General features: G+C 70.7%; 22 protein-coding genes and 1 rRNA gene. 12 read left to right on the forward strand and 11 right to left on the reverse strand.

The window, feature by feature from the left end:
* Positions 1–19: 19 nt before the first annotated feature.
* On the forward strand, positions 20–193 hold the full coding sequence (locus tag E5083_RS31335) for a hypothetical protein (RefSeq protein ID WP_167513628.1): 174 nt from the start codon (positions 20–22) through the stop codon (positions 191–193).
* A gap of 17 nt (positions 194–210) precedes the next feature.
* Here the strand turns inward: E5083_RS31335 and E5083_RS24985 are convergent, their stop codons facing one another.
* Positions 211–516, reverse strand: a complete 306-nt coding sequence (locus tag E5083_RS24985; RefSeq protein WP_031183941.1) for a metal-sensitive transcriptional regulator — start codon at positions 514–516, stop codon at positions 211–213.
* 206 nt (positions 517–722) lie between these two features.
* Between E5083_RS24985 and E5083_RS24990 the strand changes: the two genes are divergently transcribed.
* Positions 723–1,343 (forward strand): DUF47 domain-containing protein, encoded by a 621-nt coding sequence (locus E5083_RS24990; RefSeq protein ID WP_030804247.1) that lies wholly within the window; start codon positions 723–725, stop codon positions 1,341–1,343.
* Between the two features lie 7 nt (positions 1,344–1,350).
* Positions 1,351–2,349 carry an inorganic phosphate transporter gene (locus E5083_RS24995; protein WP_135787928.1) on the forward strand — a complete coding sequence of 333 codons (999 nt, stop codon included), beginning with the start codon at positions 1,351–1,353 and terminating at the stop codon, positions 2,347–2,349.
* Between the two features lie 106 nt (positions 2,350–2,455).
* Here E5083_RS24995 and pstB read toward each other — a convergent pair whose 3' ends face one another.
* The 4 genes from pstB to pstS form a co-directional block, all read right to left on the reverse strand.
* Entirely contained in the window at positions 2,456–3,232 is a 777-nt protein-coding gene (gene pstB, locus E5083_RS25000) for a phosphate ABC transporter ATP-binding protein PstB (RefSeq protein WP_135787929.1), read from the reverse strand.
* Between the two features lie 37 nt (positions 3,233–3,269).
* Positions 3,270–4,331, reverse strand: coding sequence for a phosphate ABC transporter permease PstA (gene pstA, locus E5083_RS25005; protein ID WP_135787930.1), 1,062 nt, complete (start codon positions 4,329–4,331; stop codon positions 3,270–3,272).
* Entirely contained in the window at positions 4,328–5,329 is a 1,002-nt protein-coding gene (pstC, locus tag E5083_RS25010; RefSeq protein WP_135787931.1) for a phosphate ABC transporter permease subunit PstC, read from the reverse strand. The genes pstA and pstC overlap by 4 nt, the downstream gene beginning before the upstream one ends.
* A 106-nt stretch (positions 5,330–5,435) precedes the next feature.
* On the reverse strand, positions 5,436–6,560 hold the full coding sequence (gene pstS / locus E5083_RS25015; RefSeq protein ID WP_135787932.1) for a phosphate ABC transporter substrate-binding protein PstS: 1,125 nt from the start codon (positions 6,558–6,560) through the stop codon (positions 5,436–5,438).
* A gap of 322 nt (positions 6,561–6,882) precedes the next feature.
* Here pstS and E5083_RS25020 point away from each other — a divergent pair, with 322 nt between their 5' ends.
* A complete protein-coding gene (locus tag E5083_RS25020) occupies positions 6,883–8,430 on the forward strand; it encodes an FAD-binding oxidoreductase (protein WP_135787933.1) in 1,548 nt (515 codons plus the stop codon).
* 62 nt (positions 8,431–8,492) lie between these two features.
* Here E5083_RS25020 and E5083_RS25025 read toward each other — a convergent pair whose 3' ends face one another.
* The 4 genes from E5083_RS25025 to E5083_RS25040 form a co-directional block, all read right to left on the reverse strand.
* Positions 8,493–9,197, reverse strand: a complete 705-nt coding sequence (locus E5083_RS25025) for a phosphatase PAP2 family protein (protein WP_135787934.1) — start codon at positions 9,195–9,197, stop codon at positions 8,493–8,495.
* A gap of 229 nt (positions 9,198–9,426) precedes the next feature.
* Positions 9,427–10,371 (reverse strand): C40 family peptidase, encoded by a 945-nt coding sequence (locus E5083_RS25030; RefSeq protein WP_208754151.1) that lies wholly within the window; start codon positions 10,369–10,371, stop codon positions 9,427–9,429.
* Between the two features lie 160 nt (positions 10,372–10,531).
* The gene (locus E5083_RS25035) at positions 10,532–11,299 is read right to left on the reverse strand and encodes a trypsin-like serine peptidase (RefSeq protein WP_135787936.1); all 768 of its coding nucleotides are present in this window, start codon (positions 11,297–11,299) and stop codon (positions 10,532–10,534) included.
* Between the two features lie 144 nt (positions 11,300–11,443).
* Positions 11,444–12,385 (reverse strand): oxidoreductase, encoded by a 942-nt coding sequence (locus E5083_RS25040; protein WP_135787937.1) that lies wholly within the window; start codon positions 12,383–12,385, stop codon positions 11,444–11,446.
* A 98-nt stretch (positions 12,386–12,483) separates the two neighbouring features.
* Between E5083_RS25040 and E5083_RS25045 the strand changes: the two genes are divergently transcribed.
* From E5083_RS25045 to E5083_RS25075, 7 genes are all read left to right on the forward strand, one after another.
* Positions 12,484–13,092: a TetR/AcrR family transcriptional regulator gene (locus tag E5083_RS25045; RefSeq protein WP_135787938.1), complete on the forward strand. Its 609-nt coding sequence runs from the start codon at positions 12,484–12,486 to the stop codon at positions 13,090–13,092.
* 298 nt (positions 13,093–13,390) lie between these two features.
* On the forward strand, positions 13,391–13,699 hold the full coding sequence (locus E5083_RS25050; RefSeq protein ID WP_003991275.1) for a hypothetical protein: 309 nt from the start codon (positions 13,391–13,393) through the stop codon (positions 13,697–13,699).
* A gap of 111 nt (positions 13,700–13,810) precedes the next feature.
* Entirely contained in the window at positions 13,811–14,632 is an 822-nt protein-coding gene (locus tag E5083_RS25055; protein WP_135787939.1) for a hypothetical protein, read from the forward strand.
* Complete coding sequence (locus E5083_RS25060) at positions 14,622–15,947, forward strand: hypothetical protein (RefSeq protein ID WP_135787940.1); 1,326 nt, start codon at positions 14,622–14,624, stop codon at positions 15,945–15,947. The genes E5083_RS25055 and E5083_RS25060 overlap by 11 nt, the downstream gene beginning before the upstream one ends.
* A complete protein-coding gene (locus E5083_RS25065) occupies positions 15,944–17,503 on the forward strand; it encodes an SCO6880 family protein (protein WP_030804205.1) in 1,560 nt (519 codons plus the stop codon). The genes E5083_RS25060 and E5083_RS25065 overlap by 4 nt, the downstream gene beginning before the upstream one ends.
* Before the next feature lie 9 nt (positions 17,504–17,512).
* Complete coding sequence (locus tag E5083_RS25070; protein ID WP_135787941.1) at positions 17,513–18,919, forward strand: ATP-binding protein; 1,407 nt, start codon at positions 17,513–17,515, stop codon at positions 18,917–18,919.
* 9 nt (positions 18,920–18,928) lie between these two features.
* On the forward strand, positions 18,929–20,374 hold the full coding sequence (locus E5083_RS25075; RefSeq protein WP_135787942.1) for a type VI secretion protein: 1,446 nt from the start codon (positions 18,929–18,931) through the stop codon (positions 20,372–20,374).
* Here the strand turns inward: E5083_RS25075 and E5083_RS25080 are convergent.
* On the reverse strand, positions 20,363–20,911 hold the full coding sequence (locus E5083_RS25080; protein ID WP_208754144.1) for a GNAT family N-acetyltransferase: 549 nt from the start codon (positions 20,909–20,911) through the stop codon (positions 20,363–20,365). The genes E5083_RS25075 and E5083_RS25080 overlap by 12 nt on opposite strands.
* Positions 20,912–20,946: 35 nt before the next feature.
* On the opposite strand from E5083_RS25080, the gene E5083_RS25085 reads away from it, so the two are divergent.
* Positions 20,947–21,495, forward strand: a complete 549-nt coding sequence (locus E5083_RS25085; protein ID WP_135787943.1) for a cysteine hydrolase family protein — start codon at positions 20,947–20,949, stop codon at positions 21,493–21,495.
* A gap of 66 nt (positions 21,496–21,561) precedes the next feature.
* On the opposite strand, the gene rrf is transcribed toward E5083_RS25085, so the two are convergent.
* Positions 21,562–21,678, reverse strand: a 5S ribosomal RNA gene (gene rrf, locus E5083_RS25090).
* Positions 21,679–21,681: the final 3 nt, after the last annotated feature.

Below are 21,681 nucleotides of genomic sequence, written 5' to 3' on the forward strand. Positions count from 1 at the left end.
GCAGGACCAAGAGGAAGAGGTGACGCGCGTGGCTCCGGTCGGCGGTACGGCGGTGCAGGACCACGTGGCCCTCGCGGAGATAGAGCTGTGCGGCGAGCTGATCATCGCCGCCTCGGCCGCCGAGGACCGGCTGAGCCTGGCGAGTATAGACGAGGTGCTCCGGGTCACCGAGGAGCGCGCGGCCGCCGCCTAGCCCAGTGGCTCAGCGGCTCAGGTGCGCAGCAGGCGTCCGATGGCCTTCGTCGCCTCGTCGACCTTCGCGTCGATCTCGTCGCCGCCCTTGACGGCCGCGTCCGCGACGCAGTGCCGCAGGTGCTCCTCCAGCAACTGGAGCGCGAAGGACTGCAGCGCCTTGGTGGAGGCGGAGACCTGGGTGAGCACGTCGATGCAGTACGTGTCCTCCTCGACCATCCGCTGGAGCCCCCGGATCTGGCCCTCGATCCGGCGCAGCCGCTTCAGGTGCTCGTCCTTCTGGTGGTGGTAACCGTGCGTGGCGCCGGCCTCGGTCGTCGTCATCGCGGGCCTCCATCTCGGGACGGGCGGGAACACATACCCCTGGCGGGTATATCGTAACGAATTCCGCGGGGTAGCGGACCGGTCGAAGGTCCCCCGTGCCGAGCACGGTGCCCGATGGGCGACACTGGGGGATGGCCCGATAGCCGTGGCCGGATGATGCGCCTAGCATCAGCCTGACCGAAACCAAAGCATCCCGAGGACCACACGTGCGCTTTCGTCTGACCCCCAGGGAGACGAGCTTCTACGACATGTTCGCCGCGTCCGCGGACAACATCGTCACCGGCTCGAAGCTCCTGATGGAACTGCTCGGGGCGGACTCCTCCGCCCGAGCCGAGATCGCAGAGCGTATGCGGGCCGCGGAACACGCCGGTGACGACGCCACGCACGCGATCTTCCACCAGCTCAACTCCTCCTTCATCACGCCGTTCGACCGCGAGGACATCTACAACCTCGCCTCGTCGCTCGACGACATCATGGACTTCATGGAGGAGGCCGTCGACCTGGTCGTCCTCTACAACATCGAGGAGCTGCCGAAGGGCGTCGAGCAGCAGATCGAGGTGCTGGCGCGGGCCGCGGTGCTGACGGCGGAGGCCATGCCGAACCTGCGCACCATGTCCAACCTCACCGAGTACTGGATCGAGGTCAACCGGCTGGAGAACCAGGCCGACCAGATCCACCGCAAGCTGCTCGCCCAGCTCTTCAACGGCAAGTACGACGCGATCGAGGTGCTGAAGCTCAAGCAGGTCGTGGACGTGCTGGAAGAGGCGGCGGACGCGTTCGAGCACGTGGCGAACACGGTGGAGACCATCGCCGTCAAGGAGTCCTGAGGCGTCGATGGACACCTTCGCTCTCATCGTGACCGTCGCGGTCGCGCTCGGCTTCACGTACACCAACGGCTTCCACGACTCCGCGAACGCGATCGCCACCTCGGTGTCGACGCGCGCGCTGACCCCGCGCGCCGCGCTGGCGATGGCGGCCGTGATGAACCTCGCCGGTGCCTTCCTCGGCTCCGGCGTCGCCAAGACCGTCTCCGAGGGCCTGATCGAGACTCCGCACGGCTCCCGGGGGATGGCCATCCTCTTCGCCGCGCTGATCGGCGCGATCGTCTGGAACCTCGCCACCTGGTACTTCGGCCTGCCCTCGTCCTCCTCCCACGCGCTGTTCGGCGGCATGGTGGGCGCGGCGCTGGCGGGCGGCATCGACGTGCTGTGGAGCGGGGTGGTCGAAAAGATCGTCATCCCGATGTTCCTCTCGCCGGTGGTCGGTCTCATCGGCGGCTATCTGGTGATGACGGCCATCCTGTGGCTGTTCCGCAAGGCCAACCCGCACAAGGCCAAGCGCGGTTTCCGCATAGCCCAGACGGTGTCGGCGGCGGGCATGGCGCTCGGCCACGGTCTCCAGGACGCGCAGAAGACCATGGGTGTCGTGGTGCTCGCCCTGGTGATCTCCGGCAACGAGACCTTCGGCGACCCGATCCCGGTCTGGGTCAAGATCGCCTGTGCGCTGATGCTGTCGCTCGGCACCTACGCGGGCGGCTGGCGCATCATGCGCACCCTCGGCCGCAAGATCATCGAGCTGGACCCGCCGCAGGGCTTCGCCGCCGAGGCGACCGGCGCGTCGATCATGTTCACCACGGCGTTCCTGTTCAAGGCGCCGATCTCCACGACCCATGTCATCACCTCGGCGATCATGGGTGTGGGCGCGACCAAGCGGGTCAACGCGGTCCGCTGGGGCGTCGCCAAGAACATCGTGCTCGGCTGGTTCATCACCATGCCGGCCGCCGCGCTGGTCGCGGCGGGCGCCTTCGAGCTGGTCAACCTGGCCGTGCTGTAGGACCCCCGCGCACGGAGAAAGGGCCCGCCCCCGGAACACCGGGAGCGGGCCCTTCTCACATCCTCGCGGTGGCACCGCCATGCAGCACCGCGAGGGGCTCGGCGGCTCAGCCGAAGCGGCCGGAGATGTAGTCCTCGGTGGCCTGCACCGACGGGTTGGAGAAGATCCGCTCGGTGTCGTCGATCTCCACCAGCTTGCCCGGCTGCCCCACCCCGGCCAGGTTGAAGAAGGCCGTACGGTCCGAGACGCGCGCCGCCTGCTGCATGTTGTGCGTCACGATGACGATCGTGAACCGTTCCTTCAGCTCGCCGATCAGGTCCTCGATCGCGAGCGTGGAGATCGGGTCGAGCGCGGAGCACGGCTCGTCCATCAGCAGCACCCTCGGCTGCACGGCGATGGCCCGCGCGATGCACAGCCGCTGCTGCTGCCCGCCGGAGAGGCCGGAGCCGGGCTTGTTCAGCCGGTCCTTGACCTCGTTCCACAGGTTGGCGCCGCGCAGCGACTTCTCCACCACCTCGTCCAGCTCGTTCTTGCGGTAGCCGCCGTTCAGCCGCAGGCCCGCCGCCACGTTCTCGAATATCGACATGGTGGGGAACGGGTTCGGGCGCTGGAACACCATGCCGACCTCGCGCCGCACCGACACCGGGTCGACGCCGCTGCCGTACAGGTCCTCGTCGTCCAGGAGCACCTTGCCCTCGACGCGGCCGCCGGGGGTCACCTCGTGCATCCGGTTCAGGGTGCGCAGGAACGTCGACTTGCCGCAGCCGGAGGGGCCGATGAACGCCGTCACCGAACGCGGTTCCACGGTCATCGAGATGTCCTCGATCGCCTTGTGGGCGCCGTAGAAGGCGGTGAGTCCGCTCACATCGATTCGCTTGGCCATTGCTTCACTTCCAGTCGGTCACTGAGGGGGGCCGCGGTCAGCGACCGGTCGTGGGGGCCTTCCAGCGGGCGATGCCGCGGGCCACCAGGTTGAGGATCATCACGAACGCGATCAGCGTCAGCGAAGCGGCCCAGGCACGGTCGTAGGCCGCGCCCGCGCCCGCGCTCTGGGCGTACTGCTGGTAGATGTACAGCGGCAGCGACGCCTGGGCGCCCTCGAAGGGGTTGGCGTTGATGAAGGGGTTGCCGAACACCAGCAGCAGCACCGGGGCGGTCTCGCCCGCGATGCGGGCGACGGCCAGCATGACGCCGGTCGTGATGCCGCCGAGCGAGGTGGGCAGGACCACCTTGAGGATGGTCCGCCACTTCGGGATGCCGAGCGCCAGGGACGCCTCGCGCAGTTCGTTCGGGACCAGCTTCAGCATCTCCTCGGTGGAACGCACCACCACCGGCATCATCAGGATCGCCAGGGCCAGCGAACCGGCGAACCCGAAGGGCTGGAGGTCGAGGATCAGCATCAGGCTGAGGATGAACAGGCCCGCGACGATGGACGGGATGCCCGTCATCACGTCGACGAAGAAGGTCACCGCCAGGGCGAGCCGGCCCCGGCCGTACTCCACCAGGTAGATCGCGGTGAGCACACCGATCGGGGCGCCGATCGCGGTGGCGAGGCCGACCTGCTCCAGGCTGCCGAGGATGGCGTGGTAGATGCCGCCGCCGGGCTCGGAGTCGGCGACCAGGCCCATGGAGTGGCTGAGGAAGTAGCCGTCGAGGACCTTCACACCGCGCGAGACGGTCGTCCAGACCAGCGACACCAGCGGGATGAGGGCCAGCAGGAAGGCCACCCAGACCAGCGCGGTGGCGACCCGGTCCTTGGCCTGCCGGCGGCCCTCCACGCGGGCGGCGACCCCGTAGGTGCCGAGGACGAACAGCAGGGCGGCGATCAGGCCCCACTGGACGTGACTGGTGAGGCCGGCCACCAGGCCGATGCCCACGGCCACGACGACCGAGCCGGCCGCGACGGCCCACAGGGACCACTTCGGCAGCCCGGCGCCGCGCCGCACACCGGCGCCGTCACGGGGAGAGAGTGCGGTGCTCATGCGTTGGCCCCCGAGTACTCCTTGCGGCGGGCGATGATCGCGCGGGCCGCGCCGTTGACCAGCAGGGTGATGACGAACAGGACCAGACCGGAGGCGATCAGCGCGTCCCGGCCCTGCACGGACGCCTCACCGAACTTGGAGGCGATGTTCTGGGCGAAGGTGCCGCCGCCGGGGTCGAGCAGGCTGGCCTGGATGTCGTAGCTCGGGGAGAGCACGGTGGCCACGGCCATCGTCTCGCCGAGCGCGCGGCCGAGGCCCAGCATGGCGGCCGAGATCACACCGGAGCGCCCGAAGGGCAGCACCGCCATGCGGACGACCTCCCAGCGGGTGGCGCCGAGGGCCAGCGCGGCCTCCTCGTGCATCCGGGGCACCTGGCGGAAGACCTCGCGGCTCACGTTGGTGATGATCGGCAGGATCATGATCGCCAGCAGGATGCCGACGGTGAGCATCGCGCGCGGGGCGCCGCCGTTCCAGGCGAAGATCCCGGTCCAGCCGAGGAACTGGTCCAGCCAGCCGTACAGGCCCTGCAGGTGCGGGACGAGGATCAGGGCGCCCCACAGGCCGTAGACGATCGAGGGCACGGCGGCGAGCAGGTCGATCACATAGGCGATCGGGCCGCTCAGCCGGCGCGGGGCGTAGTGCGTGAGGAACAGCGCGATGGCCACCGCGATCGGCAGGGCCAGCGCCATGGCGACGACCGAGGAGACGACCGTGCCGAAGGCCAGCACCGCGATGCCGAAGACCGGCGGGTCGGTGTTGGTGTTCCACTCGAAGGTGGTGAGGAAGTTGCCGTCGTCGGCGCTGATCGCCAGGCATGCCCGGTAGGTGAGGAAGACCGCGATCGCGGCCATGATCACCAGCAGCAGGATGCCCGAGCCGCGCGAGAGGGCCAGGAAGATCCGGTCGCCGGGGCGGGTCACGCCCCGTGCGGTCCGCCGCTCGTCGGCACCGGGCCGGGGGGCGGAGGGGGGTACGTGGGTGGTCGTCGATATGTCCATCGGGTTCTCCGGTCTGCTGAGCCGCGCGGGGCGGCTCGGGCGGCGGTGCACCGGACGGTGCGACCGGCCCCGGGCAGCGGGGCCGGCGCGCACTCTCGGGATCGGGTCAGCTCAAGGAGGCGACGGTGGTGCGGACCTTGGCGATGATCTCTTCGGGGATGGGCGCGTAGTCGTTCTGCGACAGCACCTTCTGGCCGTCCTCGGAGGCGAGGTAGGTCAGGAACGCCTTGGTGGCGGGCAGCGTCTCGGGCTTGTTGCCCTTGTCGCAGACGATCTCGTACGTGACCAGGGTGAGCGGGTAGGCGCCCTCGGCCTTGGTGTTGTAGTCCAGCTTCAGCGCGAGGTCCTTACCCGTGCCGACGACCTTGGCGGCCGCGATGTCGGCGGTGGCGGAGTCGGTGGAGGGCTTCACCGGGGCCTTGGCACCGGTGGCGATGGCCACGGTGGTCATGTCCTTTGCGTAGGACAGCTCGAAGTAGCCGATCGCGCCCTGGTTCTGCTTGACGCCCTGGGCCACACCGGCCGACCCGGAGGCCGCCTGGCCGCCCTTGGCCTGCCACGCCTTGCCGCCCTCGTACTTCCAGTTGTCCGGGGTGGTGGCGATCAGGTACTTGGTGAAGTTGTCCGTGGTGCCGGAGTCCTCGGAGCGGTGGAACGCCTGGATCTTCAGGTCGGGCAGCTTCGCCGAGGGGTTCAGCTTCTTGATCGCCGCGTCGTTCCACTTCTGGATCTTGCTGTCGAAGATCTTGGCGAGCGTCGGGGCGTCCAGCACCAGGTTGTCCACGCCGGGCACGTTGTAGCCGAGCGCGATCGGGCCGCCGACCATCGGCAGGTCGATGCCCTGGCCGCCCTTGCAGACCTTCTTGGAGGCGACGACCTCTTCCGGCTTCAGCGCGGAGTCGGAACCGGCGAAGGCGATCTGGCCCTGGTTGAACGAGGTGACACCGGCACCCGAGCCGGCGCCCTTGTAGTTGATCTGCACACCGCACGCCTGGGAGAAGTTCTTCACCCACGCGTCGATCGCGTTCTTCTGCGCCGAGGAGCCGTCGGCCAGAAGCTGGCCCTTGGCGCCGTCGCACTTGATCGAACCGGCGGCGGCCGCCGACGAGGCACCGTCACCCGTCTTGGTGCCCGTGTCGTCGGAACCGCACGCCGTCAGGGCCAGGGCACCGGAGACGGCGACCGCACCGAGCGAGAGGGCGCGCAGCCGGTTCTTGCGCTGAAGCTTCACGTTCGGAAGTTCCTTCCAGGAGCCGCCGCTGGGGGCGGCGTGCGACGTTGGGTGGTACGCGAGTGCATCCTGTCCGCACTCCGTACCGGCTACGGCCGAAATTAGGCAGAACAGGTGAAGCCGCCGATGGCCCGAAGTGAACGAGGGGTGAACCCCTGCCGTCGGCCTGGTGAGGTGACGGAACGCTTACGGCCAGGACACGCGGAGGTCCCGGTGGCCGCCCGACTCTGACGCGTTCTCGCCCCTGTCCGGAACCCCGGCCCCCCGGGCACCGTCTGGCTCCCCGAAGGATCACCGCAAGGGCGAGGGGACGGCGAGCGACATGGACCGGCGGACGTTTCTCACGGGCGGAGCCACCGCCCTCACCGCGCTCACCGCCTGCGCACCGGGCGGCGCCTCGGCCCGGCCGGGGCCCTCCGGTTCGCGGGTGTCCACCACCATGACCACGGCGTCCGTGAAGGCCGCCGCCGACTGGACCGCCCTCGCCCGCGACCTCGACGGCACCCTGGTCCGCCCCGGCGACGCCTCCTGGACCCCGGCCCGCCGCCTCTACAACACCCGCTTCGACTCCCTGCGCCCGGCCGCCGTCGCCTACGCGGCCCACGCGGCCGACATCCGCACCCTGCTGGCGTACGCCCGTGCCCACCGGATCAAGGTGGCGATCCGCAACGGCGGCCACTCCTACGCCGGTTACTCCTCCGGCGACGGCCGTCTGATCGTCGACGTGTCCGCCCTGAACCGGGTCAGCGCCTCGGGCGGGCACGCCGTGGTGGGCGCGGGGGCCAAGCTGATCGACGTGTACCGGACGCTGGGCGCCAAGGGCGCGACCATACCGGCCGGTTCCTGCCCGACGGTCGGGATATCCGGCCTGGTGCTCGGCGGCGGCCACGGGGTCGCCTCCCGCGCCTACGGCCTCACCTGCGACAGCCTCACCCAGGCCACCCTGGTCACGGCGGACGGCAGGACCCGTACCGCCAACTCCCAGGAGAACGCGGACCTGTTCTGGGCGCTGCGCGGCGCGGGCAACGGCAACTTCGGCGTCGTCACCGAGCTGCGCTTCACCACCCACCGCACCCCGCAGGCGGTGACCGCCTCCCTGCGCTGGCCCTGGCCGAAGGCGGCGGCGGTGCTGAAGGCGTGGCAGGAGTGGGGGCCCGCCCAGCCGGACGAGATCTGGTCCGCCCTGCACCTGGAACGCGCCGGGGGCCGCACCCCGACCGTCTCCCTCTCCTGCTTCTCCCTGGGCTCCCGCAGCGACCTGGAGAACGCCGTCGACCGCCTCGCCCACCGCGCGGGCGCCGACGCCTCCGCCGTCTCCCTGCGCGACCACGGCTACGAGGAGGCGATGGAGATCTACGCCGGCTGCTCCGCCTTCGCCACCGACGCCCAGTGCCATCTGCCGGGCACCACTCCCGGCCGCTCCCCGCGCGGCGCCCTGCACCGCGAGACCTACGCGGCCCGCTCCGACTTCTTCGACCGCTCGCTGTCCTCCGCCGGCGTGAACACCCTGCTGAAGCGGGTCGGCGCGATGTCCGGCGGCGCGGGCAGTGTGGCGCTCACCGCGCTGGGCGGCGCCGTCAACCGGGTCTCCCCCACCGCGACCGCCTTCGTGCACCGCCGCTCCCGGATGCTGGCCCAGTACCTCGCCTCCTGGGACGCGGGCACCTCCGGCTCGGCCGCCCGCTCCTGGCTGGACGCCACCCACACCGCGATGCGTCCGCACGCCTCGGGCGCCGCCTACCAGAACTACACCGACGCCGCCCTGACCGACTGGCGCCGCGCCTACTACGGCAGCGCGGGCACCCGGCTCACCGAGGTGAAGAAGCGGTACGACCCGGACCGGTTCTTCGGGTACGCGCAGGGGCTGTGAAAAAGAGGGAAGGCCGCGGCAACCATGTGCCGCGGCCTTCCCGGTAAGTCCGTGGTCACCGCCTACGCGGCCAGGTCCTTCTCCCCCGACCCCGCCGGCTCCCGCCCGCCGGTGAACAGCGCGTCCCCGCGCTCACCGCCCACCGGACGGGCGCTCACCAGCCGTCCCGCGCGCGGGGAGCGGGCGATGGCCCGCACCAGCGGGGTGAGCAGCGCCGTCGCGGGCGGCGAGAGCAGCAGCGCGACCGCCGTACCGAGGGCGAAGCCGCCGATGACGTCGGTCGGGTAGTGCACGCCCATGAAGACCCGGCAGAAGCCCTCCAGCAGGGCGAGCGCGATACCGGCGATGCCGAAGCGGCGGTTGGCGACGAAGAGGCCGACCCCGATCGCCATGGTGATCGTCGCGTGGTCGCTGACGAAGGAGTAGTCGCTCTTGCCCGCGATCAGGACGTCGAGCCCCTGGTGGTCCATGAAGGGGCGGGGCCGCTCCACGAAGCCCCGGATGGGCACGTTCACCAGCACGGCCACGGCCGCCGCCAGCGGCGCCCAGACCAGCGCGGCCACCGAGGACACCGCGTCCGGGCCGCCCCGGCGCCGCACCGTCAGCCAGCAGCCGAGGACCAGCAGGACCATGGCCACCGGGAGGCCGTACTCACCCACGAACTCCATGACCCGGTCGAACCAGTGCGGGGCGGCCTTCGCCAGGCCGTTGATGTCGTAGAGCAGCTCGACGTCGGGGTTCGATCCGGATTCGGCGAGTACAGCCATGGTGCTGCGGCCCCTTCGTCGTCTTACCGGACGCACCCAGTGTGCGTCGCGCCAACCCCCCGTGGGTCGTAGATCCGCTTCCGTTGCACTGGCGCACTGACGTCTGCTCGGCTACGTGAACAGGAACGCACAGCCCCTGGGCATACGTTCCACCCTCCACCGAATGATCACTCAGACGTTATCGAAGAGATACCCGTCCGCGCAGCTCAGGGGGTGGGTTGACGCTCCGCTACACATGCGTCGGGAGCGCTTTCGCGCCATCCTCGGTGACCCTCGTGGCACCGAAGTAGTCGCCCCCGTCGATCGGGTCGAACCGGATCACCGCACCCGTGCGCGGCGCGTCGATCATGTAGCCGCCGCCCACGTAGATACCGACGTGATGGATGGCCCGCGAGTCGTTCGGATCGTGCGAGAAGAACACCAGGTCCCCGGGGAGCAGTTCGTTCCGGGCTGGATGCGGACCCGCGTTGTACTGGTCGTTCGCCACCCGCGGCAGCTTGATCCCGACCTTGTCGTACGACGCCTGGGTCAGCCCCGAGCAGTCGAACCGCCCGCTCTGCGCGGCCGTACCGGTGCCGCCCCACAGATACGGGGTGCCGAGCTTGCTCTGCGCGTACGCGATCGCCCCGGCGGCCTGCCGGGAGGGGTCGACCCGGGCGACGGGCGCGGCGAAGCTCTTGGCCAGCGTCGTGATCGTCTTCACGTAGTTCCGGGTCTCCCGGTACGGCGGCACGCCCCCGTACCGGATGACCGCGTACGCGCCCGCGTTGTAGGAGGCGAGCATGTTGGCCGAGGGGTCACCGGGAACGTCCTTGACGTACTTGGCCAGTTCGCAGTCGTAGGAGGCGGCCGAGGGGATCGCGTCCTCCGGGTCCCACACGTCCCGGTCGCCGTCGCCGTCCCCGTCCACCCCGTGGGTGGCCCAGGTGCCGGGGATGAACTGCGCTATCCCCTGCGCCTTCGCGGGACTGCGCGCACCGGGGTTGAACCCGCTCTCCTGATACAACTGGGCGGCCAGCAGCGCCGGGTTGATGGCCGGGCACAGGTTGCCCCACTTCTGCACGAGCGTCTGGTACGCCGCCGGGACCGCGCCCTTGGCCAGCCCGACACCGCCGGCGGCGGCACCGCCCGCGAGGTTCCCCGCGACGATGTACACCCCGACGACGAGCAGCATCACGAAGCTCAGGCCGAGCCCGATCGCGGCGCCCCCGGCCACCCATACTTTGCGCACGGGTCAACTTTCCCCCATGAAGGGCCGGTTCAAGGCCCCTTTGCCCCCGTGGCCGGCACTCAGGCCAACAATTCGGCCTATCCGCGACCGGTCCGACGCCCTGTCAGCTCCCGGTCGCCGTCCGGTACAGCGCGGCCGCCGCGCGCCCCAGCACCACGCTGTAGGAGACGTCCGCCGTCGACCCGCCCCGCTGGTGGCCGCCGAGCACCCCGACCACCTGACCGGAGCCGTTCAGCCAGGGGCTGCCGCTGGTCCCGCCGGTGAAGCCGGGGCAGTGCACCCGCTGCTGGGTCAGCCCGCGCGCCACCGGCCGGTCGGTGCACATCACCGGCGTCTCGCGGGCGTCCGGCAGCCCGAAGAGGGTGACGGCACTCGCCCCGGCCACGGTCCCGGTGACGAACCGGTTCCCGCCGACCACGTCCTCGACCCGCCGGCCGTCCACCTCACCGACGTGTGCGAAGGCCACGTCGCTGTCCTCGTCCTGGTCCGCCGTCCACCCCGCCGGCAGCACCCACTCCCCCACCGGCCACATCCCGTACGGCGCCCGGCCGTTGCGGTAGCCCGGCGCGAAGAACAGCTTCCCGTCGGAGTGGGTGATGCAGTGCGCGGCGGTGACGAGCAGGTCGTGGGCGGGGCTGTGCACCACCGAGGCGGTGCAGAAGTGGCCGCGCTCGGGACGGCCCGCCGCGTCCGCGCCGAACAGCGCGCCCACCCGGGCGGTCCGCGCGTCGGCGGGCGCGGTGACGGTCACCTCGAGCGGGCCGCGCCCGTCGTCGGCGGCCGCGACGGAGGCCGAGGTGAGGGCGAGCATCACCACCGCGCCGAGCAGGGCGGGCCGCGAGGTGACCGGGTTGCGTGCGCTGCGCTTCATCAGTCCTCACTCTGTCCCCCCAGGGTGAGAAACCGTCCCGGCCGTCGCTGAGTTTTTCCTGTGAACCGCTCCCGGTGCTCACCCGCCATCGGCCGGAGTGCCGTCCAGCCTACCGACGCCGGTCACGCTCCGCCCGTTCTGTGGTCACACCCTGTCAACACCGCCGGTCGCGGGCGCCGTGAGCCCCCAGGTGACGCCGGTCAGCTCCTCCGAGAGGGTCCACAGCCGCCGGGCCGCCTCGGGGTCGCTCGCCGCCGCGCTCCGGCCGACCAGCGCGGGAGCGCCGCGCATCTCGCCGAGGCCGCCGGGGCCGACGTAGGACGCGCCGGGCAGGTCCTGGGTGGCCGCGAAGAGGGTGGGCAGGGAGCCGCCCTTGTCGTCCTGGGCGAACACCTTGTTGCCGACGCCCATGAAGAGGCGGGCCAGCGGGTTCGCGGCATGGCTCTGGAGATTGGTCGCGGCGTAACCGGGGTGGGCGGCGAGGGCACGCACGCCGGACCCCGCCCCGGTGAGGCGGCGCTGGAGCTCCAGGGTGAACAGGAGATTGGCGAGCTTGGACTGGGCGTAGGCGCGGGTCGGGGTGTAGCGGCCGCGCAGGTTGACGTCGTCGAAGCTGATCCGGCCGTCCCCGCTCCGGTGCAGCCCGGAGGAGACGGTCACCACGCGGTCGGTGAGATGCGGCAGCAGCAGGTTGGTCAGGGCGAAGTGCCCGAGGTGGTTGGTGCCGAACTGGGTCTCGAAGCCCTGCTTCGTCCGCCCCTCGGGGAGCATCATCACGCCCGCGTTGTTGACCAGCAGGTCCAGCGGACGGTCCCAGCCGGCCGCGAACTCCCGTACGGAGTCCAGGTCCGCCAGGTCCAGCCGGCGCACCTCGGTGCTGCCGCTCACCCGCCCCGCCGCGGCGGCGCCGCGCGCCAGGTCCCGCACCGCGAACACCACATGCGCCCCGGCTCGCGCCAGCGCGGCGGCGGCCATGAAGCCGATCCCACTGTTGGCACCGGTCACCACGGCACTGCGGCCGCTCAGATCGGGCAGACGGTCCACATTCCACTGGCGCGCACCGCGCGCTTCACTCGTCTCGGCCATGACCTCAATGTAGGCAACGCCAACAATGATGTCAACGACAACAATGCAGTCACCGCCAACAAAGCTGGCGCCGACAACATCGGGATACGATGACCCCCATGCCGCGCATCCCCACCAGCCGCCCGTACCACCACGGCGATCTGCGCGCCGCCCTGCTCCAGAGCGCCGAGCGCACCCTGCGCGAGAAGGGCGCCGCCGCCCTCTCCCTGCGCGAGCTGGCCCGCGCCACCGGCGTCAGCCATGCCGCCCCGGGCCGCCACTTCAAGGACAAGCAGGCCCTCCTCGACGCCCTCGCCCTCGCCGGCTACGAGCGCCTGAACCAGGCCCTCACCGCCGCGGCCGCCGACGCCCCCGAGGCGGACTTCGAGCAGCGCCTGACCGCCCTCGCCCGCGCCTACCTCGGCTTCGCCGTCGACAACCCCGAGCTGCTGGAGCTGATGTTCGCGCGCAAGCACGAGCCCGACAGCTCCGGCCTGCTCGCCGCCGCCGTCGACCAGTCCCTCGGCTCCCTCACCCGCACCTTCGCCCGTGCCCAGGAACGCGGCGAGATCGTCCAGGGCGACCCCGAGCGCATCACCCTGGTCGCCGCCGCCAGCCTGCACGGCCTCGCCGCCCTCATCGCCGGCTGCGCGCTGGACGCCGAGGAGGCCATGGCCGGCCTCGACACCCACGTCCACCTGCTGCTGCACGGGCTCAAACCGCGCTGACGCCGCGTGAGAACATCGTCTCGACGCCTCACCCGACCGGCCGTCAGAAACCGCGCGGGGGACGGAAGGGCCGTAAGAGAGCCCAACGACGGAACCACACCACAGGTTTCGCTCCCGCGTCATTGCCCGGCGTGACCTGCCGTGATACACAGAGTGACCGTACGCGCCAAATGTACGAGACCCGCCTGTGAATGCCGCCAAGTCGACATACGACGGCGACGTTGTCGGCGACAATGAGACCTGACCTCTGCACACCGCAGAGGAGCGGCACAACTACCCACCAGGGGCGGTGACTTACATGCTCTTTGCGGCCGACAAGGGAGACATCAACACCATCATCGGCGGGATCGCTCCGGACTGGGGGCCTTTCGGCAGCCTGGGCAACGAAGCGAAGGTCATGATCGAGGTCGTGATGGCCGTCGCCATCCTTCTCTGCCTCGGCATCGCCATCTGGGGCGCGGCCAAACAGCGCATCGGCGCCACCGCGTTGCGGGACACCTTCAGCGCGGAACAGGGCAAGGGACTCATCATCGCGGGCCTCACCGGGGTCTTCATCATCGGCTCCCTCGGCACGCTGTTCACCATCGTGTACGGCATGGCCGTCTGACGCCCGGACTCGAGGTCGCGTTTCCCTGATGTCCAGTCACCACACCGCGCCCGCGCGAGGACCAGCCCGGCTACCGTCGTATGAACACGAGGCGGAGAGGGCGGACGCGGCATGAGCACCTCAGGCGAACACGGTTACCCCGACACCGGGCACACCCGCACCCACCTCCCCGGCGGCGACCCCTACGGCGGCGCCCCCCGCCGCACCCCCCGCTCCTCCTCCCGCAGCCTCATCACCGTCGTAGGCGTCGTCGTCCTCCTCATCGCAGCCATCGCCTTCGCCAACCGCGACAACTCCTCATCCCCGAACACCCCGGCCAAGGGCCCCAACCAGCCGGCAGCGGCCCCCACCGCGGCCTCCGGCCACACCCCCGTCCCCACCAAGCAGAACGGCATCCCGGCCAACTTCCCCCACACAAAGCAGGGGGCGGAGAGCGCGGCGGCCAACTACGCGGTGGCGCTGGGGTCGGCGGAGATGTTCGACACCGGGTGGCGGCACCAGATCGTGGACACGGTCTACGCCTCCGACACCGCGGCTGCCAAGCAGTCGGCCATGGACCGCGCCTACTCGGACGAGAGGTTCCTCGCCAACATCGGGCTGGCGAAGGACGGCAGCGCCCCCAAGGGCGAGACCTTCGTCTCCCGCACCATCCCGGTCGGCACCAAGACCACCGCGTCCGCGCAGGACAGCGCCACCGTGGAGGTCTGGTACACGTCGCTGTTCGGGCTGTCCGGCGAGACCTCGAAGAACCCGGTCACCGAGAGCTGGTACACCACCACGTACGAGCTGCGCTGGACCGACGGCGACTGGAAGATCACCGACTTCCAGCAGAAGGACGGGCCCGTTCCCGTGGGGCGCGACCAGCGGGCTTCCACCGCCAACGACATGACGAAGGCCGTCGAGGAGTTCGGAGGGTTCACGTATGCGCGCTAACCACCGCGTCCTCAGGATCACGGCGGTCCTCACGGCCGTGCAGACGGCCGCCGTGCTGGTGGCCACCCGCGCCGTCGCCGCACCCAGCCCCAAGCCGACCTCGGGCAACGAGGCGTGTGACCTGATCCGGGGCGCGGCCAAGGAGTTCTGCGAGAAGGAAGACAGCGGAGGCAGCTCCCGTAAGGGCCTCACCACCGACAACCCCCTCACCTCCTCCCTCGACCCCCTCGCATCCCTCGCCAAAGGCTGCGCCGACGCCGCCTCGTGGACGATCGGCAAGCTCAGTGACGCCGTGAAGGAGACCGCGAACGTCGACTTCACCAACCCGAAGTTCCTGCAGCAGTACGCAGTCGTCTTCGCCGCCTCGACGATCCTCACGCTCGTCCTGTGGCTCCTGGCCGTGGCCAAGCGAGCGGTGCGGGGCGTCCCCCTCACCACCGCCATCTCCGAAGCCGTCGGCTTCCTCTGGCTCACGGTGCTGGCCTCCGCCTTCACCCCCCTGATCCTCTACACAGTCGTCTCCGCCGCCGACGGCGTCACCGACGTCCTGGCGAAGGCGACCGGCGACCAGGCCGACACGTTCTTCGGCACCTTCTCCGGCGCCCTGGAGAAGGGCGACAACATCGGCGGCGGCCCCATCATGCTGATCGTCGTCTCCCTCGTCAGCATCCTCGCCGCAGGCGTCCTCTGGCTCGAACTCGTCATCCGCGCAGCCCTGCTGTACGTAGGCGCCCTCCTCGGCACCGTCGTCTACGCCGGCCTCGTCGACAAGAACCTGTGGGGCCACGTCCGCCGCTGGGCCGGCATCATGATCGCCGTCATCATGGTCAAACCGGTCATCGTCATCGTCCTCGGCCTCGCCGGCGCCCTCTCCGGCGACAGCGGCCCCGACGCCTTCGGCGCCGTCGTCTCCGGCCTCTCCATCATCCTGCTCGCCATCTTCGCCAGCGCGATGATCTACCGCTTCGTCCCCGGCTTCGGCGACGAGATCGCCGGCTCCCGCAACAACCGCATCATGCAGGGCGCCGAGGGCAAGGCCGCCGCCGTCATCAGCTCCCCCGCCACCCTCGTCGCCCAGGGCATCAAGACCCACAGCACCCGCGCCGACACAGGCGCGGGCGGCGGCGGACAGGGCGCCAGTACCCCCCGCCCCGCCAACCCCGCCTCCGGCGGCGTCGCCGCCCACAGCGGCCGCACCCCCCAGAACGCCCCCGCCGCGGCCCCCGCACCCCGCGCACCCAGCCCGGTCAACACCCCGCACGCAGGCAACACCCGCAACAGCAGCACCAACCGCTCTGGAGGTGAAGGGCGTTGACGACCGAGGCCCACCTGTCCCATCCGGTCTCGCCCCGCCGTACGTATCTCATCGGCCGCGCCCGGCCCAACGCGATCATCGGCCGCAACCGCGAGTCCGGCGAGATCGCCCTGATCGTCGTCGGCGCGTTCCTCGGCATGATGTGCGGCCTCCTCGTACCCGCCCTCCCCCTGCGCATCGCGCTCCTCAGCGGCCTCCCGATGCTCGCGGTCGCCGCGGTCTACGTGCCGTACAAGCGCCGCACCTTCTACAAGTGGTTCGAGATCAACCGCTCCTACAAGCGCACCGTCAAGCGCGAGGCCGTCTACCGCTCCCCCGTCATGGAGGCCGGCATCCGCCTCGACGGCCGCGAGGTCGAGATCGGCCCGCCCCCCGGCATCGGCCGCATCACCTGGCTCGCCGCCCCCTTCGGCCCCGACGAGATCGCCGTACTGCTGCACGCCGACCGCAAGACCGTCACCGCCGCCATCGAGATCGAGGGCCCCGGCGTCGGCCTGCGCGACTCCGAGGACCAGGAAGCCCTCGTCGACCGCTTCGGCACCCTCCTCAAGCACGTGGCCAACGGCGACGGCTTCGTCACCCGCATCCAGATGCTCGCCCGCACGCTCCCCGCCGACCCCGACGCCCACGCCAAGGACGTCGTCCTGCGCGGCGACGGCCGCTCCCCCGAGTGGCTCCAGCGGTCCTACGACCAGCTCCAGTCCATGGTCTCCACCAGCAGCGAGCAGCACCGCGCCTACCTCGTCGCCTGCATGAACTACAGCCGCGACCTGGCCGCCGAGGCCCACGCCATGGCCCGCGCCGCCCGCCCCCAGGCCGGCCGCAAGCTCGACCGCGACGCCGGACTCGCCATCGTGATGGCCCGCGAGCTGACCGACATCTGCTCCCGCCTCCAGGAAGCCGACATCCGGGTCCGCCAGCCCCTCGGACAGGGCCGCCTCTCCTCCCTGATCCACTCCATGTACGACCCGGACCACCCCATCGACCACATCCAGGCCATGACCCAGCGCAACGCCTGGCCCGCCGAGCTGAACGCCATGGAGCCCACCTACCTCCAGGCCAAGACCCGCGAGTCCACCACCCGCGCCCCCTGGTGCCACGCCACCGCCTGGGTGAAGGAGTGGCCGATGACCCCCGTCGGCGTCAACTTCCTCGCCCCCCTCCTCGTCCACACCCCGGACGTGATCCGCACCGTCGCCGTCACCATGGACCTCGAACCCACCGAGGTCGCCATCGAACGCATGCTGACGGAGAAGACCAACGACGAGGCCGAGGCGTCCCGCGCCGCCAAGATGAACCGCACCGTCGACCCGCGCGACGTCGCCGCCCACTCCCGCCTCGACCAGCGCGGCGAGGACCTCGCCAGCGGAGCCGCCGGCGTCAACCTCGTCGGCTACATCACCGTCTCCGCCCGCTCCCCCGAGGCGCTCAACCGCGACAAGCGCACGATCCGCGCCTCGGCGGGCAAGTCGTACCTGAAGCTGGAGTGGTGCGACCGCGAGCACCACCGCGCGTTCGTGAACACCCTCCCGTTCGCCACCGGCATCCGAAGGTAGAGGCTCTCCATGCGAGACCCGCTGTCCGTCCTCACCGACGCCTTCACGTCCTTCCTCTTCGGGAAGGTCGAGACCACCCGCCTCCCGGTGCGTACCTCCACCGGGCAGGCCCAGGCGGTCTACCTGCCGACGGCCGCCCCCGGCCTCGGCGACTCGGGCGTCATCATCGGCCGCGAGGTCTACTCCGGGAAGGGCTACATCTACGACCCCTTCCAGCTCTACGGCCAGCAGCTCCCGGCCCCGCACTGGCTCGTCCTCGGCGAGTCCGGCAACGGCAAGTCGGCGCTGGAGAAGACGTACGTCCTGCGCCAGCTCCGCTTCAAGGACCGCCAGGTCGTCGTCCTGGACGCCCAGGGCGAGGACGGCGTCGGCGAATGGAACCTCATCGCGGAGGAGCTGGGGATAACCCCCATCCGGCTCGACCCGACCGCCGCGCTCAACCACGGCATCCGGCTCAACCCGCTCGACCCCGCGATCACCACCACGGGCCAGCTCGCGCTGCTCCGCACGATCATCGAGGTCGCGCTCGGCCACGGCCTGGACGAACGCTCCGGCTTCGCCCTCAAGGTCGCCCACTCCTACGTCAACGAGACCATCGTCGACCGCCAGCCCGTCCTCACCGACATCGTCGAGCAGCTCCGCCACCCCGAGCCGGAGTCCGCCGAGGCGATGAACGTGGCCATAGACGACGTACGGGCCTGGGGCCTGGACGTCGCCCTGGTCATCGACCGGCTGGTCGACGGCGACCTGCGCGGCATGTTCGACGGCCCGACCACGGTCGGCATCGACCTGGACGCCCCGCTGATCGTCTTCGACCTCTCGCACATCGACCGCAACTCCATCGCCATGCCCATCCTGATGGCGATCGTCGGCGTGTGGCTGGAGCACACCTGGATCAGGCCCGACCGCAAGAAGCGCATCTTCCTGGTCGAGGAAGCCTGGCACATCATCAACAGCCCCTTCGTGGCCCAGCTCTTCCAGCGGCTGCTGAAGTTCGGCCGGCGCCTCGGCCTGTCCTTCGTCGCCGTCGTCCACCACCTCTCCGACGTGGTCGACGGCGCGGCGGCGAAGGAGGCGGCCGCGATCCTCAAGATGGCCTCCACCAGGACGATCTACGCCCAGAAGGCCGACGAGGCCAGAGCGACCGGCCGGGTCCTCGGCCTGCCCCGCTGGGCCGTGGAGATCATCCCGACGCTCACCCCCGGTATCGCGGTCTGGGACGTCAACGGCAACGTCCAGGTGGTCAAACACCTGGTCACCGAGACCGAACGCCCCCTGGTCTTCACCGACCGCGCGATGACCGAGTCCTCCGCCGACTTCGACGACGCCCTGCGCGCCGCCGAGCTGGAGGCCGAGCAGCGGGCCGCGGCCTTCGTGGAACAGCACGTGGGCGACTCCGAGTCGACCGTGGCGTAGGGAGAGCACGTGCGAGCGGACGAGCGGCGGGACGCCGGACGCGCGGGCGAGGGAGGCGGGATTCCGGACGGCCTCCTGGTCGGCCTGCTCGCCTTCCTCCTCGGCATGACGGTCCTGGTGTGGACGGCCACCGGCCTCGCGGCCCTCTTCGCGCGGGGCACCTGGCCGGCCCCGCTGGCCTTCACCCGCACCCCGCTGGCCATACGCCACCTCGTCGCCCAGCCGCACGACATCGCCGGCGCCTGGGCGGGCACCCCACCGGACCGCCTCCCCGGCTGGGGCCTCTTCTGGGGCCTGTTCATCGGCCAGTTGCTCATCCTGCTGGTCCTGACCGTCTTCGTCCTCGGCACGGTGGCCCGCTGGCGCGCCGGGCGGGTACGGAGGCTCGCGGGGCCTCCGGAGGCGCCGGTGGCGGAGAAGGCGGTGCCGGAGCCACGGATCGAGCAGCCGGTCTTCGCAGCGCCGCCGCCTGTCGTCATGGAGAAGCCCCAGCCCGCCGTGGAACAGCCCCCGCCGGTCGTGGAACAGCCTCAGGGCCCCCTCCGCTACGGCACCCCCGAGATCCGCCACGCCTCCGCGCTCACGGCCCTCCAGGACGCCCCCGGCCCCGCCCTGGTCGTCACCTCCGACCCGGCGCTCTGGCAGGAGACCAAGGACGCGCGGGCCAAGCTCGGCCCCGTCCTCCTCTACGACCCCACCCACCGCTGCGACACCCCGGCCCGCCTGCACTGGTCGCCCACGGCCGGCTGCGAGGACCGCCCCACCGCGCTGAGCCGGGCCACGGCGCTCCTCGCCCCCGTCCGGCCCACGGCCCGTATCGACCAGGCCGTCACCGACACCGCCACCACCCTGCTGCGCAGCTTCCTGCACGCCGCCGCGCTGGACGGCCGCACCATCCGCCACGTCCACCGCTGGACCCAGGGCACCCAGCTCCAGGACGCGGTACGCACCCTGCGCACCCACCCCAAGGCGGCCCCCGGCTCCGCGGGCGAACTGGAGGCGGCCCTCACGTCGTACCCGGAACGCCGGGACATCGCCCAGGAGTTGACCGGCCGGGCGCTCTCCGCGCTCCTCACGGTCAACATCCGCGAATCGTGCACCCCACACCGAACCGACACGCTCGCCCTGGATTCCTTCGTCCACGAAGGGGGCACGCTCTATGTGGTCGGTGAACCCATCGAGGACCCCAGGACGCGGCCGGGCGCGATGCCCCTGCTGACGGCCCTCGTCTCGAGCGTGGTCGAGCACGGCCGGCGCATGGCCGAACGGTCATCCTCCGGTCGGCTCGACCCACCACTCACCCTGATCCTGGACGACGTGGCGGCGGTCGCCCCGCTCCCCCAGCTCCCCGAGCTGCTCGGCACCGGCCCCGCCGAGGGCCTGCCGACGCTGGCCCTGCTCCGCTCCCGCGAACAGGCCCGCGCCCGCTGGCCCCACGAGGACCTACCGGTCTAGCGCGAACTCCAGCTCCCGCTCGTCCTCGTTCTTCGAGAACGACACCACGAGCCCGGTCGGCTTGAACCCCGCCCGCAGATAAGCCCCCTGGGCCCGCGGATTGTCGGCGTGCACAAAGAGCCGCACCCGCTCGGCCCCCTGCTCCCACGCCCAGGCGACACCGGCGTCCAGCAGCTTCTGGATCAGCCCGTTGGCCCGGTGCTCGGGCCGCACGAACACCCCGACGACATGCCCCTGCCGCCGCTCGACCGCATACCCGGCCCAGTCCTCGGACCCGGCCTCCTCCAGCAGCACGGTCACCGACCCGGCCCACTCCCCACCGGGCGCCTCCGCGATGAACTGCCGCACCCCACTCCCCTGAGCGGCCCGCTCCTGCCAGAACGAGTCCGGCCGCGCGGCAGCCACCTCATACGTCTCCAGGAACGCGAGATGAGCGACCGGGTCCCGCAGCGCGTCCAGCCGCAACCGCTTCACCTCACCCCACTCCTCCGCCCGCACACCCCGGACCACATACCCCTGACCACCAGCAACTCCCATGCCCCCCACGGTAATACGCCCGTAGAGTGACCCTCATGACAACCCTCCCCGACCGTGACCGCACGGCCCTCCTCGTGATCGACGTCCAGAACGACGTGGTGGCCGACAACCACGACCGCGACGGCGTCATCGCCCGCATCAACACCCTGATCGACAAGGCCCGCGCCGAGGACGTGCCGGTGGTCTGGGTCCAGCACAACGACGACGAGCTGTGGCGGGACAGCGCCGGCTGGCAGTACGTCCCCGAGTTGCGGCGCCGGGACGACGAGCCCCTCGTGCACAAGAGCTACTACGACTCCTTCGAGGACACCGAGCTGGAGTCCGTCCTGGCCAAGCACCGCGTGGGCCGGCTCGTCGTCACCGGCGCCCAGTCCGACTTCTGCATCCGCTCCACCCTCCAGGGAGCCCTGGTCCGCGGCTACGACGCGCTCCTCGTCGCCGACGCCCACACCACGGAGGACCTCAGCAAGTACGGCGCCCCGACCCCGGACCTGGTGATCGCGCACACCAACCTGTACTGGAGCGGCCAGCACGTCCCCGGCCGCAAGGGCGGCACGGTGAATACGGCCGAGGTCGTATTCTGATTCTTAATTGGTCCTGAACGCAGAAAACCCCCGCACCGTATGGTGCGGGGGTTTCCCTTAAATTTAGTTCGGCGGCGTCCTACTCTCCCACAGGGTCCCCCCTGCAGTACCATCGGCGCTGTGAGGCTTAGCTTCCGGGTTCGGAATGTAACCGGGCGTTTCCCTCACGCTATGACCACCGAAACA

Origin of the sequence: Streptomyces bauhiniae (genome assembly GCF_004784475.1) — a bacterium.
In the GTDB taxonomy this organism is placed as follows: Bacteria; Actinomycetota; Actinomycetes; order Streptomycetales; family Streptomycetaceae; genus Streptomyces; species Streptomyces seoulensis.